Below are 14,859 nucleotides of genomic sequence, written 5' to 3' on the forward strand. Positions count from 1 at the left end.
ATGACGGTAGGCCGCTTTATTTGTTTGATGCAATTCACTTTCTTGTCGGCGGAACACTCGTATCCGCAATGCGTTAGACAGCAACCACCAAAAGGGAGACCGCTCCATGAGACGGACTATGATGATGGCTGCAATTCTCGCACTGGCCGCAGCCATGCCTGCGGCGGCCCAAAGCCAGCAAACGGCCACGGCCGATTTTGTCGGACTCGATGGCAAGCAGGCGGGGAGAGCGACGTTGACCGAGGGAAGGTCGGGTGTATTGATCGAGATGGAAGTCTCCGGCCTGCCGGCCAATCGCTGGGTCGCTTTTCATATTCACGAAAGCAGCAAGTGCGACCACACCCACGGCTTCGATTCTGCGGGCGGACATTTCAATCCCGCGAAAGCGGAGCATGGCTTTCTTGCCGCCAAGGGGCCGCATGCGGGTGATATGCCCAACCAGTATGTCGATCAGGATGGCAAGCTGCGGGCGCAGGTCTTCAACGGCATGGTCTCGCTGAACAACAAGAATGGCATCCGTGGCCGTACGCTGATGATCCACGAGGAATCGGACGACTACCGCAGCCAGCCGGTCGGCGGCGCCGGCAAACGTCTTGCTTGTGCCGTGATCCGCTAGAGCCTGTCGCTCAAAAGTGCCGAGCGGTTTGTGCGACACGCACCAAATCGATGACCTGAAGCGCAACAAGCGTATCCGATAGATTGCTATGCGCTTTAAAGCAGCCGAGATCCGATTCGAAACCCTGCGCCAGGCTCCGCATGCGCTGGTTGTTTTCAGCCGGCGCATGCGCATCGGCAATATGATTCTCGGCCCGTCAATTATGGTTAATGACGAGTTAACACCCATCTGATCCAGCCTGGCAAATCCCCTTATCCTATGTGCGGTTGACTAAGCGTGCCGGGGGGCAGTCGAACACGCCAAGGGCGTTTGCTTAGGAGATTTGGATGAGTGGCGTTTCTTCAATTGGAAGCAGCATGACGGCTGCCTCGTATAGTCCGCTTGATAAGAACCAGGACGGCGTTGTGGATGCTCAGGAATTGCAGCAGGCGGCCCAATCGGGCCTTCTGTCGGCGAGCATTCTCAACGATGAAGACAGTGACGGCAGCAGCGATCCAAGCGCCACGGACATTTTCTCCGGAAACCTGGCGTCGATGCTGCTGCAAATGCAGCAGGCAAGTGCTGGACAGTCCGACTCCTCGACATCGAGCGATGGTTCGCCATCCCAAACGCCGATGGATCAGCTATTCGCCAGCCTCGACGCCGATCAGGATGGCAAGATCTCGCAAAAGGAATTCGTCGCCGGTCGTCCGAAGGACATGAGCGAAAGCGATGCCGAAAACCTGTTCGCGAGCATAGACGCGCAGAACACGGGCTCGCTGACGAAAGATCAGTTTGCCGAAGGTCTCGATGCGCTGAAGTCTTCCGACACATCTGCCGCTGATATGCTGTCTTTGGAACCAGCAGCGGACGGCAGGGAGACAAGTCCAGCGACGATTGCTGAAAATGCGGCGTTCAACGCCTTTCTCAGCGAGATGCAGGATCCGTCGAGTCTTTACCAGAATACCTACGGTCAGTACGACCCCGATCAGGCGAATAGTGCTGCCGAGACGGGCAGTGTTGCAGCCTGAACCGTAGAGAAGGTTTGGGGATGAAGAGAACGGAGGCTGCGCAGACGCGGCCTTCGTTTTCTATGCGACGTTCCCCGACACGGGCAGCACGAATGGCGCATTACCATCGGCATCCGCACCGCGGCCGATCTCTTTGATCGCCGCAACGAGCTTTCCTTTTCGCCCGAGCATATCGTCGCCGATTGCGACCAGACGCGTATTCGGCGTCGCAAAAGGCGAGGCGGAGCGCAGGCGACGGACAAGCGCCATGTCGTCCTGGTCCGGATGAACGGCGAGAGCGGCGATCAGCGCCGCCGCGGGCGAGCGTGAAACGCCCATCCAGCAGTGGACGAGCAGGGGTGATGCACGATCCCATTCGCCCGCAAAGTCGACGATGGCGCGAACATGCGCCTCCTGCGGAGCGATGAGGTCGCCGGTGCCGGCAAAGCTGATATCGTTCATGCTGAGCAGCAGATGCCGGTCCGCTTTGATGACCGCCGGCCGATGAAAGTTCTGTTCCTTCGCCATGAGGCTGATCATCTCGCGCGCACCATGACGCACGGCCATCTCCGCGATGCGGGCAAGCGGCGAAACGACAATGCCAGTCACGCGCCGATCCTCATTTCCACGCGTTCGGCCTCGATTTCCTCGAAGCGCTGCAGGAACTTCCGTTGCGCTTCGGTCGCCGGCATCGGCTCGATCGGCAGTATCTCCCGCGTGATGTCACGGGGTTGTCCGAAGAATTTGCGGGCTTCTTCCGGCGTGAAACCGGCGAGCAATATCGCCTCGAAATAGGCTGAGATGGTGTCCGCCTTCTTGATTTTGTCCTTCAGTTGCGGCGCGCAATGGGGCGGCAAGGCAAAGCGACGATATATCGCCGCTTCCAGCCGCTTCTCCACTTCCTTGTAACCGCCGCCGACGACGGATTTGAACGGCGAGATCATGTCGCCGATCACATATTCCGGTGCGTCGTGCAGCAGCGCGGCCAGCCACTCGTCGGGGCTTGCCGGATTGAGGTGCCGGAAGATAGCCTCAACGACAAGGCTATGCTGCGCGACCGAGAAGGCGTGGTCGCCCGAGGTCTGGCCGTTCCAGCGCGCGACGCGGGCAAGGCCGTGCGCGATATCGCTGATTTCGACGTCGAGCGGCGAAGGGTCCAGCAAATCGAGCCGCCGCCCGGATAGCATGCGCTGCCAGGCGCGCGGAGTTTTGGCCGAGCTCATGCCGAAGCCTCGTCGGCCGGCGCCGGGAAGGTGAGGCCGGACCAAGTGGGAAGCGATACCGAGACTTCGACATCTCCCGCCAGGGTCGGAATTCCCGATGCGATCGCTTCACCGGCGCGGTCGATGCGGATAATCGCAAGACCCTTGCTGCYGTCGACCGATCCCAGCGAACCCATGGGCTTGCCGCCTGCAGTCAATTCCGTCCCCGACGCGGGAAGGTCCGCACTACCGTCGACGATGACGACGCGCCTGCGGGTCGTACCGCGATGATGCATGCGCGAGACAACCTCCTGGCCGATATAGCAGCCTTTGCGGAAACCGAGCCCGCCATTGAGGTCCATCAGCACATCATGCGGAAACGCATCCTGCAGCGCGAAATCGCGATCGGAAACGGCGATGCCATTGGCAATGCGCAGTGCGTCGTACATCGCTCGGTCGTCGTGGCCGTGCTGACCGGGCGTGCGTGTCAGCAAAATTCCAGCCTTTAGGAAACGGCTGTCACGAGGACCGTCGCTTGCCGCGTCGCCCCAGCCGACAGTGACACCCTCCACGTCGAGGGGAGTAAACTCGATCTTGGCGCGCAGACGATAGAGCATAAGCCGCTTCAACAGGCCTTCGCGTTGTGTCGCATCCGTTTCGATCAGAAAGTCCGCACCATCGCGCCGGATCATGAAGTCGAACAGGATCTTGCCCTGCGGCGTCAACAGCGCGCCGGGGCGCACTTCAACCGCTGCGAGCGAGACAAGGTCGGTGGTGATGAGGTTGTGCAGGAACGATTCCGCCTCCGCGCCGAGGACGCGGATGAAGGAACGATCTTTCAGAAACACGGCTGGCATGTTGGATCCGCTGATTTGGCCGTTGCGCGTGCCGCGATCTTCCAGATCCGCCATCCACGCCTCAGGCTTTTGATTTCGCGCATGTCGCTGCCGCAAAACCGCTACGCGGCTTGGCGCGACATGATTCACCACTCAGAGGTAGGGCCTTAGGCGGGGAACCGCAAGTTCCCCGGTGGGATCATTCGCCCGAGGTGAAGAATTTCCAGCGGCCGTCCGGCGTGATGCCGACGCGATAGAAATTGTAGCCGCCGAATTCGAGCATGTCGGCGTAGTCGCCGGCTGTTACGATGCGCATCAGGTCCACCTTTTCGGGCGTGGACAGCGCCTTGATATCTTTCTGGGCGAAATAGGGCCAGACATACATTTCGTCAGGCGTTCCTTGGCCGACATGGGCGAAGCCGGTGGACATGATATCCAGCAGGATCGACAGGATTTCGATCCCATCCGGATCGCCGGAGAGGTCATGCAGGGTCTTGATCGGATCTTCGCCGGGATCGTCAGCCGTGACCTGGGTCTGCTTGAGGCCGCCGCCGACATTCATCAGCGGCCGCAGACGCTCGAGATCACCCGAAGCGGCGGCCTCGACGATCGCCGCGCGCAGCTTCTTGACGGGCTCGGGCGCCTTGTCGATATCGAAGAGGAACTCGACCGATTTGCTGGCCGCGGAAGTGTCGTTATTGCTCTGGCCGGCCTGCTTATTGATCAACGGCTCAGGCGCCGGCAGCGCATTGTTGGCCGGTGCTTCCAGCGCTTGCTCGACAGGCTTTTCGGTCTTCTGCTGGCCTGGGGTGCTGGCCGCGCTCGGCAACTGAGCAGGCGGATTAAGCCCGGAGAAGGCGAATGCCGGCAGCGGCAAGACGGCGCTGCTCAACAACAGCGTTGCAGCAGCAATGGAGGCAATGGAACGACGGGACTCATTGCCTTGGAAAATACGCATCAGCAATCTCTGATTGTTATTGCAGGGTACGGTTCGGAGAGAATTCGCCGGCGAGCATGCGCTCACGTAGCGATTCAAGCAAAGCCTCTGCACCCTGTTCACCCTGAATGCGAATCGTCTCGCGGATAGCATGCGCAATGGCTGCATCGGCAATGATTTCCGGCTCGATACCGTCGGCCATGCCGTCGGCCCAAGCTTCATTCTGGTATTCCAGCGCTGCCTGCATCTTTTCATGGACGATCATGTCGTCGATTTCATTCAGGCTGGTTTCCATTGTTTCTTTCCTCGAGACGTTCATGTCCTTACCACTTGCTTAATAACTTTATCAGCCTTTTCCTAAAACGACACGGCTCGCTATGAAAAGGGGTTAATAAAGCGTTAATTTCCAAAGCGGGCGGTGATTTCTGTAGCCAGTGTTGCACCTTCGTTACGGTATCGCTCCTCGGCCACAAGGGCCTGTGGCGTGCAATTCGCGTAAACCGAGGCAAATGACCGATACCCACGGTTGAATGCGGCCGTCAGTCTCTCCTTGCGCCTCGGTTCGCCTTTCGTCTCGATATCGAGCAGTTGCTGCATGTCCCCGCGCCATCCTTCCTGCTGTTTGGTGCTGCAGAGAGTGCGCAGGTAATCGATGGAGCCGAGAATTTCGGCGAGTCGCGAAAGCCGGTCGTCATAGGGTGTTGGTCGTTCGGCATCGGCATTGTCGGATGCCTGTGCCGGCAGCGCGCTTGTTGCCGGCTGCGCCACAGCGGGAAACGCTGCGGCAAGCGCGATGCAAATCAGAAGCGGTCGGCCAAGGCGGTTATGAATCATGTAACCATGTTGACCGGACAAGCATGACGTGAACAAGGCATCATGCCCGCTTTTCACCTCGTTATTGCTCCATATCGTTAATGTCGGTGGCCGGTGTTGCGCTCGGCTGCAAATCTTTCCACGCATTCGAGCACGCTCGCCGGCACGGGCAGGGCGCGAATCTCTTCCATCGAATACCAGCCGATCTCGGCTGCATCGTCGGCCGCGACGGCAACTGCGTCCTCGTCGGCATCGACAAGAAAGACCGACAGCAGGAAATGGCTTGTGAGCGTGCCGTCCGACGCATGGGAGCGCAGGTCGTAGGTCTCGAACAGCCGGGGATTGCGCGCCTTGATGCCCGTCTCCTCCTCGAATTCGCGCAGCGCGGCCTCGGCAGGGGTCTCGCCCACTTCCGCCCTGCCGCCTGGAAAAGCATACATATCGGCCGATGGCGGATTGCTACGCAGCACCAGAAGGAATCGGCCATCACGTTCGAGGATGGCGGAGGAGGCGGGGCGGGGAATAGAGTTCATCGGTCTGCTCGCATTCGCATGATGAGCCTTGAAGGCGCTGGCGCAATGCCATCGGTTCACGATCTCTATAGGAAACGACCCTTGCTGTCCCGCGGGAAAGCTCCTTAACTCGCCATCGTTGGACCGGCGATTCGTATTCGCCGAATAGGCGGGCGCCCGGAATGATCTTCGCACTCTATGCTCTTGCGGCCCTGGCAGAGATTACTGGCTGTTTCGCCTTCTGGGCCTGGCTGAGGCTGGCAAAGCCGATCTGGTGGCTGGCGCCTGGTCTGGTGTCGCTGGCGATCTTTGCCTGGCTGCTGGCGCTGGTGCCGAGCGAAGCCGCCGGTCGCACCTTTGCGGCCTATGGCGGTGTCTATATCGTCGCTTCCATTCTCTGGCTCTGGCTGGTGGAGGGGCGGCTGCCGGACCAGTGGGACATGTCCGGTGCTGCCATCTGTCTTGCCGGTGCAGGCCTCATCCTCTTCGGCCCGCGCGGCTGAGCTTGCGCTTGACCCGGCGCCTTGCGGGTGCAACACAAGCTTCATGTGCGGACGCTTCGCTTTGACATCGACGCCGGAATATGTGGGTGATGCGCTCGGCGTGTTGCTGCGTGACGGCTTTCCGGCCCGTTACAATATCGCCCCGACACAGCCGATCCTCGTCGTCATATCAGGCGACAGGCAACAGCCTGGCAGCAACCTGCCGGATCGTCGCGCCTTTCTTGTGCGCTGGGGTTTCACGCCTTCCTGGGTGAAGGATCCGAAAGAGTTTCCGCTGCTGATCAATGCGCGCGCCGAAACGGCAATCGGCAAGGCGTCGTTCCGGGCCGCCATGCGCCACCGCCGCATCCTCATTCCGGCCTCCGGCTTTTACGAATGGCATCGGCCGTCGAAGGAAAGTGGCGAGAAGTCGCAGGCCTACTGGATCCGTCCAAGAAGGGGAGGCGTCATCACTTTCGCAGGACTGATGGAGACGTGGTCGTCGGCCGACGGTTCGGAAGTGGATACCGGCGCTATCCTGACGACTGCAGCAAATGCCGCCATGCGTCCGATCCATGACCGCATGCCTGTCGTCATCCAGCCGGAGGATTTCGCGCGCTGGCTCGATTGCAAGACGCAAGAGCCGCGAGAGGTCGCTGATCTGATGGCACCCGTGCAGGAGGATTTTTTCGAAGCGATTCCGGTTTCGGATCAAGTCAACAAGGTCGCCAATATGGGGCCGGATCTGCAGACACCGGTAGCGATTGAGCCCGTCAAGAAGCCGTCAAAGAAGTCAGATCCCGACGATGGCCAGCTGAGCTTCTTCTGAGCGACCGCCATTCGGCGGCCGGCGTCGCAACAGGATGTTCATGTGCCTAGGCTGCTTGGCAGCCGGCTCACGGCACTCAAGTTCAGGCGATTTTCTTCTTGAGCGGCTTGGTCTTCAGCATCAGATGCGCTGCAAGAACGGCTTTCAGGCCAAGCGGGCGGTAAAGCTTGCTGGGATCGATCTTTGCCTGCGGTTGTGCTGGTTCGTCTTTTTTCTGCGTCATGATTTACTCCTCACCATGCTCCCCCGGAGCACTTCGCGATTCACTGTCGTGCTTCGCTATCTCGTCGTAAATCATGACAAATCGAAGGCGTTTTCCAATCAGCTTTTGTAAACAATGACCATATTTCGAGAGATTAGCAGAGAGTCTTCGTGCAAAAAGCCAGTCGGCGCACGGGTCGCCATACTGCAGGATAGCGACGCTGATGGGGAAACATGACGTCCTTCTGCCTCTGCTAAGCCTCTCGAATGATAAGGGAGGCTTGCCGACTTGCGGTTGCGCGCGCTATTGTCGCGGGAGGCAGGCGCGGCAGCATTTCATACGCCTGCTAGATATGCCTGCCGATATCGTCGTTGGCGTCGTCAACGTCAGGGTCGCCCGGTCCGTTGATGGTGTAGGTGCCGTATTTCTTTGCCCATGAACGAGCGCCGAGCGGCAGCGACAGCAGGTAGACGACGACCGTCACCACCATCACATGCCATGTGTAGCTCATCAGCAGCGCCACATAGACCATGAGAGCGAGCATGATTGGCAATACGAGGTCGCGGCGGATGCCGTTGCCCTCCGTCTTGCCGGACCAGACGGGAAGCCGGCTGACCAGCAGAAAGCCGATGAGGACAGTATAGGCGGCGCCCCAATAGGCAAACGTCCGATCCGGCGTGAGCCCCAGGAAGCCGAGATAAACTGGCAGCAATACCAGCATGGCGCCCGCCGGAGCGGGCACGCCGACGAAATACTCGGATTGCCAGGAGGCCTTGTGCTCGCGCTCGGCCATCACGTTGAAGCGGGCAAGGCGAAGGCCTGCGGCAATCGTATAGATGAGTGCGGCGATCCAGCCCAGCGAATGGGCCTTATCGAGCAGGAAGATATAGACCACCAGAGCCGGAGCGACACCGAAGTTGACAATGTCGGCGAGCGAATCCATCTGCGCGCCGAACTTCGATGTGGCCTTCATCAGCCGCGCGACGCGCCCGTCGATACCGTCGAGAAAGGCGGCGACCAGCACAGCAGCCACTGCGAGTTCGTAACGGTTTTCAAAAGCGAGACGAATGCCCGTCAAGCCAGCGCAGATCGCCAGTACGGTGATCATGTTCGGCACGATGAGCCGCAAGGGGATTTCCCGGAGGCGAGGTCCGCGCGCTTCGTCATTGGGCCCATGCGGCTCGAAAGGCGGAAAAGGCGTTTTCATCTCACTCTTGGTCCTAGAGCAATTCCAGCAAAGATGCGAAGCAAGTTTGCGCCAGGAACTGCGTGAAAACAATGATATGGAGCATTTCTGCGGTCCCGCTTAAATGCGGAAATGCTCCAGGTTCAGCTGCGGCGGCTAACGGTCGGGCCCTTTGAGGAGCCGAATTCGGCAATCACGGTTTCGCCGGCAACCGCCCGCTGGCCGATGGCGACGCGCGGCGATGCTCCCTCGGGCAGGAAGATGTCAAGGCGCGAACCGAAGCGGATCAGGCCGATACGCTCGCCGGCGTCGAGCGGCTCATTAGGATTGACGAAGCAAAGGATGCGGCGGGCGACGAGGCCTGCAATCTGTACCACGCCGATCGCGCCATGCTTGGTTTCGATGACGAGGCCGTTGCGTTCGTTCTGCTCGCTTGCCTTATCCAGTTCGGCATTGAGAAAGCTGCCCTGGCGGTAGGCGATGCTGGTGATGCGGCCGCGCATCGGAGAACGGTTCACATGGCAATCGAAGACGTTCATGAAAATCGAGATGCGCAGCATCGGCTGGTTGCCGAGATCGAGTTCCGCCGGTGGCGTCACCATCTGCACGCCCGAAACCTTGCCGTCGGCCGGCGATATTGCCAGATCATCGTCCTGCGGCGTCATGCGCTCGGGGTCACGGAAGAAGTAGGCGCACCAGAGCGTGAGGATCAGGCCGATCCAGAAGAGCGGCTTGAAGATCCAGCCGAGGACCAGCGATGCGACGAAGAACCCCGCAACGAAGGGATAGCCTTCCTTGTGCACCGGAACGATGACGTTGCGCACACTGTTGAACAAGCTCATCTACGGCCTACTCCGTTAGGGCACCTCTGAGGCAACCGATTCCGGTTGCCGAGCGCGAGGACGCCAATCAAAAGATGAGAACAAGATAAGCGGTCTTGCTCTGACTACCAGTCGACGGTGACTACAGCCAAACGCCGTCATGGGCAATGCTTTCGCGCGTTCGCCGACGGCGCAATCCAAGCAAATGCAGCACATCGATGCTTGTCCACCCCTGAAAAGCCTTGCTGACGTCTGCTCGTGCGGCGCAATGAAAAGGCCGCCGGTGGAAACCGGCGGCCGTACCTATGTTTTTATGCTCAGAGGAAGATCAGAGGCCCAGAGCGGCGCGCAGCTCGGCCTTGGCACCTTCATATTCGCTCTTGTAGTCGTCATGCGTCGTGATGGTTTCGGCGATGACGGTGCCGGCGATGCGCCCGGCTTCGATGTCGGAGGCGTAGTGGATGCCGCCGACAACGCGGTTATGGCCGTATTCCCAGGCGCGGGCCATGATGGCGTCGCGCTTCTCCGGAACCATGTTCGCCAGCACGATGCCCATCAGAGTGCCGACCGTCGTATGGCCCGACGGATAGGAGCCGGACTTGGAGAGCGGCACGATCGGCTTTACGAGATCGCTGTAGAGATGCGGGCGCGGGCGCTTCCAGACATCCTTGGCCGGATCGACAACGGCACCTTCGGTCTCGACGACGCGGTCGAAGAAGGCCGAGAACTTCGGCAGGTTGTCCTTGGTGAACTTTGGGCTGTCGATGACGTCGGAGAAGCGCCAGACATTTTCTTCGGCATCTGCTACGGCGCGAGCTGCCATTTCCGGCGTGCGGGTAACCTGGATCGTCAGGATTTCGCCAAGTTCAGCCTTCGTCTTCGCCGAATCGTTGGCGGGCGGAGGCGGCAGGAGATTGAGGAGGTTGATCTCCTTGGCATCTGCAAACGGCTTGGCATCGTCGGCGAAAACCGGCGAGGCGACGCCGACGACGAGCAGCAACGTTAAGGCTTTGGCAAAAGTACGCATTGAGGGCTCCCTATTAAGTGAGCCCCGTACCTAGCAAGCTGTCATCTCAGGTTCGTGACAGTCGGAGTGCACAAAATCTTCGCCTGAAATCTCGCTGCGACCGCTGAGAGCGGCGCCGAAGACGCAAGTCTGCTCAGTTTGCCGGCGCAAGCCGGTTGACCACGCCGAGATCGTCGTTTTCGCGCACCTGCTTCAGATGTTCTTCCGCCTGTGTTGCTTCGCGCTGGCGGCTCCACATGGACGCATAAAGCCCGTCTTGGGCCAGCAGGTCCGCATGCGTGCCGCGTTCGGCGATCACGCCGCTTTTCAGCACGATGATCTCGTCCGCGCCGATGACTGTCGAAAGGCGGTGGGCAATGACCAGCGTCGTGCGGTTCTTGGAGACCACGTCGAGCGCTGCCTGTATTTCCCGTTCGGTCGTCGTATCGAGCGCCGAAGTTGCCTCATCGAGGATCAGAACCGGCGGAGCTTTCAGAATGGTGCGCGCGATGGCCACTCGCTGCTTCTCGCCGCCGGATAATTTGAGGCCGCGTTCGCCGACCTTCGTTTCGAAGCCCTCGGGCAGGTGACGGATGAAATCGCCGATCTGGGCGATCTCTGCCGCCGCCGTCACCTCTGCCTCGCTCGCACCCGGCCGGCCATAGCGGATGTTGTAGGCGATGGTGTCGTTGAACAGCACGGTATCTTGAGGCACCATGCCAATCACCTTGCGCAGGCTCTTCTGCGTCACGGTTCGAAGATCCTGGCCGTCGATGGTGATCGTGCCGCTCTGCACATCGTAGAACCGGTAGAGCAGGCGGGACAGGGTCGATTTTCCCGCTCCTGATGGGCCGACGACGGCGACCGTCTTGCCCGCGGGCACTTCGAAGGAAATGCCCTTCAGGATCGGCCGTGCCGCATCATAGGCAAAATGCACGTCCTTGAAGGAGATGGCGCCATTGGCGATCACCAGCTCTTTGGCCTCGGGGGCATCGACGACTTCGGGCTGCACTTCCAGAAGGTCGAACATTTCCTCGATGTCGGTCAAACCCTGACGGATTTCGCGGTAGACGAAGCCGATGAAGTTCAGCGGCACAGAGAGTTGCAAGAGCATGGCATTGATGAATACGAAATCGCCCACGGTCTGGTGGCCATTGAGAACGGACAGGCCCGAGATCACCATCATGACTGTCGTGCCGAGGCCAAAGATCAGGCCCTGGCCGAAGTTCAGCCAACCGAGCGATGTCCAGACGCTGGTGGCGGCCTTCTCGTAGCGTTCCATCGATTGATCGAAGCGCTTGGCTTCCATCTCTTCGTTGCCGAAATATTTAACCGTCTCGAAATTCAGCAGCGAATCGATCGCCTTGGTATTGGCGTCGGTGTCGCTGTTGTTCATCGTGCGGCGGATCGAGATGCGCCAGTCGCTCGCCTTGACGGTGAACCAGATGTAGAGCCAGACGGTGACCGCCGTCACCGCGAGGTAGGAAAAGCCGTAGCCGCGCCAGAAGATGATGGCCGTCAGCAGGAATTCGATGAAGGTCGGAAAGGTGTTGAGGATCGTGAAGCGGACGATCGTCTCGATGCCCTTGGTGCCGCGCTCGATGACGCGCGAAAGGCCGCCTGTCTTGCGCTCCAGGTGGAAGCGTAGCGACAGCTCGTGCATGTGCACGAAGGTCCGGTAGGCGAGTTGGCGAACGGCATGCTGACCGACACTCGCAAACAGCGCGTCGCGGAGCTGATTGAGGCCGAGCTGGATCAGGCGTGTGAGGTTCGTGGCGATGATCAGCGCAATGGCGCCGAGCATGAAAACCGGCAGGATGCCTTGCATGTCGATCTTGCCGTTCAGCGCATCGACCGACCATTTGAAGAAATAGGGAACCAGCAACAGGAAGAACTTCGAAACCAGCAGAAAGACGGTCGCCCAGACGACGCGCATCTTCAAATCCATGCGGCCCGCGGGCCACATATAGGGCCAGAGATTGACGATCGTGCTGAATGGATTGCTGGAATCCGCCGATATGGTCTTCTTGCCGTCTGCCATGTCCGTCTCCGGCGAAAACTGAAACAGCCGGGTATTGGCAACCATTGGGTCGGCCCGGCTGAAAAAAACCTTCAGACGCAAGGGCATGGCCGTTGCGTGAAGGCGATGAGGGTTGCGCGACGCTTATACCATTTTTATCCCGCATAAAAGCATCGGCCAGGCGTTGTTCGCGCCTGGCCGATGAATGTTGTTACCGCATACTGCGGGAGGTTTTAAAGGTGTTCGCCCGAGAGCCGCTTGCGATGTAGCTCCTCGGCATTCGGCAGCGCATCCTTCGGCAGGCCGAACACCTGTCCGGGCAGGATCCTGTCCGGATTGTTGATCTTGTCCTCGTTCGCCAGGTAGATCGTCGTGTAGCGCACTCCTGCGCCATAGATGCGACGTGAAATCTGCCAGAGCGTGTCGCCCCGACGGATGATCACGGCGCCGGTATCCTGCGACAATGGCGCCTGTTCTACCGTCTTCGGACCATTCTCACTGGAGGAGATTTCGGCGTTGGGCTTCGCCGGCGCCGTCTGCACGGGTGCGGTAATCACCGCAATCAGCTGCTCGAGACCGGGCAATGCCGCGCCGACCGATTTTGCATCTTTCGGCAGAGCCTGCAGTACGCCCAGAGCCCTGCCGGCAGCCGCTGCAACATCGGCGGCAGTCTTCTTCAGGTCGGCGGTCGCGTTGACGGACGGCCGGAACTCGGAAAGCGACTTCAGCGCGATTTCCGTGCCGGACCGAGCAGCGGCGAGCTGCTCCGCATTCGGCTGCCTGCCGTCGGTGAAAAGACCTTTCAGAAGCGCAAAGGCCTTGCCGGCACCCTCCTTGAGTTTGGTAAGCTCGCCCTGGTCGAGCGGCACCAGGCTTGCGGAAGCCGATTGTGCCTGTGTGTTGGCAGCCGGCGCCTGTGCCGCGACGGTTATCTGGTTGCCTTCCGGACGGGTGAAGTCGACGCTGCCGCGCACTGCGACCTTGCCTGCTTCATCGAGTACGTCGACACGGATCTTGTGATTGCCGACGGCCAGCGGCATCGCGCCGTCGACGACGAAATGTCCGTCAGCGCCAGCCGCACTCTCGCCGATCAGTTTGTCGTCGGCATAGGCGCGAACCTTGGCATGCGGCTTCGTGGTGCCGGCAACAAAAATATGGTCGCCCTCGATCTCCACTGCATTGACCATGACGTCGGGCCGCTCGTCCGCCTTCACATTCGGGGAGCTCGCGGCCGGGTTGGCGGATGCGATGGTTGTGTCCTGCTGCTGTTGCGGCTTGGCGGCCTGGGTCGCCGCTGCATTGCCCTGAGTGCTGGTTGCCGTTGTGCTCTCTTCCGTCGACGTTACGCGGCCCTGCTTGGCAGATGGCGCGGTAATGATGCGGCTTGCCGTGCCGGGCTTCGACACCATTGCGAGAAGCTGTGTTGAATCGTCCTTCGGCACAGAGACGGTGGCGACTTCGTCCGAGTTGACGGGCTTGCCGTCCTTGCCGGTGGCGCGCAGCACGAGCTCATGGTCGCCGGGCGGCAGCGGATTGTCGAGTACGGCGGCAAAGTCGCCGCTGGGGCCGACATTGGTCGTGGTGACGACCTTTTCTCCATCGACGATCTCAAGCTTGGCATTCGGTTCGGCCGAACCGGCGATCACAGTCGAGCCGTCCGGCTCCACGCGAAGCACGTCGAAGGACGGGACCGAAGACTTCGCTGCAGCTTGCTGCTCGGGTGTCGGCTGACCGCTCAGCGCAGCCAACGCCTTGTCGATTGCGCTGCTTGCCTCGGCGGCATTGGAAGGCAGGGATTGAACGATGGCAAGCGCCTTGGCGGCCCCATCCTGGGCCTTCTTGGCGAGGCCTGCAGTCGTGGCATCCATGCCTTCCGGAAGCGCCAAGCCGACGATCGACTGCAATGCGGTGATCGACTTTGTCTTCGCCGCTGCGAACGCGTCCTGGGCCGGTGTGTTGCCATCCTTGAACAGTGCCTTGAGCTCGCCGAGCGAGGTTGTTGCGGCAACGGTCAGATCGGTGAGCTTCTTGGCAAGATCCGCCGTGTTGACTGCCTTCGACACGGCATTCTGCGTCGCTTGGCTTACGTTCTGCGCGGTTTCGTCAGCCTTCTGCGCATTTTCCTCGATGGTATTTTTCACCGTGCTGCCGGCCTGATTAACGACATCACCGATCGGGTTTTTGTTGCCGTTGATGCGGGGCATCACGAAAAAGACCATCAAGAGGGTCGCAATTGCCAACACCAACAGAGCCAGCCACCCGGCACGGTTCTTCATCATCATTCATCTCCACGCGGCGCAGTCGTCGCAACTCCTGAAATTGCTAGCGATTTCGCCTGTTTTTACAAGCTTTCTCAGCCATTTTCGCATGTTCCGACACAAGTTTTCCGTCGAAAATTCTTGACTGAG

18 protein-coding genes are annotated in these 14,859 nt (G+C 60.0%); 5 read left to right on the top strand and 13 right to left on the bottom strand.

Annotated features, from left to right (window positions below; translation table 11 throughout):
* The first annotated feature begins 106 nt into the window (after positions 1 to 106).
* The 3 genes from QD461_RS03665 to QD461_RS03675 all read left to right on the top strand — a co-directional run bounded on the left by QD461_RS03665 (position 107) and on the right by QD461_RS03675 (position 1,626).
* Positions 107 to 616, top strand: a complete 510-nt coding sequence (locus QD461_RS03665) for a superoxide dismutase family protein (protein WP_184701454.1) — start codon at positions 107 to 109, stop codon at positions 614 to 616.
* Positions 617 to 704: 88 nt separating this feature from the next.
* Entirely contained in the window at positions 705 to 848 is a 144-nt protein-coding gene (locus QD461_RS03670) for a hypothetical protein (protein ID WP_414086523.1), read from the top strand.
* Between the two features lie 124 nt (positions 849 to 972).
* Positions 973 to 1,626, top strand: coding sequence for an EF-hand domain-containing protein (locus QD461_RS03675; RefSeq protein ID WP_414086524.1), 654 nt, complete (start codon positions 973 to 975; stop codon positions 1,624 to 1,626).
* 60 nt (positions 1,627 to 1,686) lie between these two features.
* On the opposite strand, the gene QD461_RS03680 is transcribed toward QD461_RS03675, so the two are convergent.
* The 7 genes from QD461_RS03680 to QD461_RS03710 all read right to left on the bottom strand — a co-directional run bounded on the left by QD461_RS03680 (position 1,687) and on the right by QD461_RS03710 (position 5,926).
* On the bottom strand, positions 1,687 to 2,214 hold the full coding sequence (locus QD461_RS03680; RefSeq protein ID WP_414086525.1) for a tyrosine phosphatase family protein: 528 nt from the start codon (positions 2,212 to 2,214) through the stop codon (positions 1,687 to 1,689).
* A complete protein-coding gene (locus QD461_RS03685; RefSeq protein WP_414086526.1) occupies positions 2,211 to 2,828 on the bottom strand; it encodes a YfbR-like 5'-deoxynucleotidase in 618 nt (205 codons plus the stop codon). The genes QD461_RS03680 and QD461_RS03685 overlap by 4 nt, the downstream gene beginning before the upstream one ends.
* Positions 2,825 to 3,664, bottom strand: a complete 840-nt coding sequence (locus tag QD461_RS03690) for a YgfZ/GcvT domain-containing protein (RefSeq protein ID WP_414086698.1) — start codon at positions 3,662 to 3,664, stop codon at positions 2,825 to 2,827. Before QD461_RS03690 ends, QD461_RS03685 begins: the two co-directional genes overlap by 4 nt.
* Before the next feature lie 178 nt (positions 3,665 to 3,842).
* The gene (locus tag QD461_RS03695) at positions 3,843 to 4,601 is read right to left on the bottom strand and encodes a hypothetical protein (RefSeq protein ID WP_414086527.1); all 759 of its coding nucleotides are present in this window, start codon (positions 4,599 to 4,601) and stop codon (positions 3,843 to 3,845) included.
* Positions 4,602 to 4,617: 16 nt separating this feature from the next.
* Complete coding sequence (locus QD461_RS03700) at positions 4,618 to 4,875, bottom strand: hypothetical protein (RefSeq protein ID WP_034507811.1); 258 nt, start codon at positions 4,873 to 4,875, stop codon at positions 4,618 to 4,620.
* 104 nt (positions 4,876 to 4,979) lie between these two features.
* The gene (locus QD461_RS03705; RefSeq protein ID WP_414086528.1) at positions 4,980 to 5,414 is read right to left on the bottom strand and encodes a TIGR02301 family protein; all 435 of its coding nucleotides are present in this window, start codon (positions 5,412 to 5,414) and stop codon (positions 4,980 to 4,982) included.
* A 77-nt stretch (positions 5,415 to 5,491) separates the two neighbouring features.
* On the bottom strand, positions 5,492 to 5,926 hold the full coding sequence (locus QD461_RS03710) for an NUDIX hydrolase (RefSeq protein WP_414086529.1): 435 nt from the start codon (positions 5,924 to 5,926) through the stop codon (positions 5,492 to 5,494).
* 161 nt (positions 5,927 to 6,087) lie between these two features.
* On the opposite strand from QD461_RS03710, the gene QD461_RS03715 reads away from it, so the two are divergent.
* On the top strand, positions 6,088 to 6,408 hold the full coding sequence (locus QD461_RS03715) for a YnfA family protein (RefSeq protein ID WP_414086530.1): 321 nt from the start codon (positions 6,088 to 6,090) through the stop codon (positions 6,406 to 6,408).
* A 43-nt stretch (positions 6,409 to 6,451) separates the two neighbouring features.
* Complete coding sequence (locus QD461_RS03720) at positions 6,452 to 7,216, top strand: SOS response-associated peptidase (protein WP_414086531.1); 765 nt, start codon at positions 6,452 to 6,454, stop codon at positions 7,214 to 7,216.
* Between the two features lie 82 nt (positions 7,217 to 7,298).
* Here QD461_RS03720 and QD461_RS03725 read toward each other — a convergent pair whose 3' ends face one another.
* The 6 genes from QD461_RS03725 to QD461_RS03750 form a co-directional block, all read right to left on the bottom strand.
* Complete coding sequence (locus QD461_RS03725; protein ID WP_184701477.1) at positions 7,299 to 7,439, bottom strand: hypothetical protein; 141 nt, start codon at positions 7,437 to 7,439, stop codon at positions 7,299 to 7,301.
* A gap of 325 nt (positions 7,440 to 7,764) precedes the next feature.
* Entirely contained in the window at positions 7,765 to 8,625 is an 861-nt protein-coding gene (gene pssA, locus QD461_RS03730) for a CDP-diacylglycerol--serine O-phosphatidyltransferase (protein ID WP_414086532.1), read from the bottom strand.
* 122 nt (positions 8,626 to 8,747) lie between these two features.
* Positions 8,748 to 9,446, bottom strand: a complete 699-nt coding sequence (locus tag QD461_RS03735; RefSeq protein ID WP_184701482.1) for a phosphatidylserine decarboxylase — start codon at positions 9,444 to 9,446, stop codon at positions 8,748 to 8,750.
* Positions 9,447 to 9,753: 307 nt separating this feature from the next.
* Positions 9,754 to 10,452, bottom strand: coding sequence for an acid phosphatase (locus QD461_RS03740; protein ID WP_184701484.1), 699 nt, complete (start codon positions 10,450 to 10,452; stop codon positions 9,754 to 9,756).
* 133 nt (positions 10,453 to 10,585) lie between these two features.
* Positions 10,586 to 12,472 (bottom strand): ABCB family ABC transporter ATP-binding protein/permease, encoded by a 1,887-nt coding sequence (locus tag QD461_RS03745; RefSeq protein WP_414086533.1) that lies wholly within the window; start codon positions 12,470 to 12,472, stop codon positions 10,586 to 10,588.
* A gap of 212 nt (positions 12,473 to 12,684) precedes the next feature.
* Complete coding sequence (locus QD461_RS03750; RefSeq protein WP_414086699.1) at positions 12,685 to 14,730, bottom strand: LysM peptidoglycan-binding domain-containing protein; 2,046 nt, start codon at positions 14,728 to 14,730, stop codon at positions 12,685 to 12,687.
* Positions 14,731 to 14,859: the final 129 nt, after the last annotated feature.

The sequence above is a fragment of the Rhizobium sp. BR 314 genome, assembly GCF_047445805.1.
In the GTDB taxonomy this organism is placed as follows: Bacteria; Pseudomonadota; Alphaproteobacteria; order Rhizobiales; family Rhizobiaceae; genus Rhizobium; species Rhizobium lusitanum_B.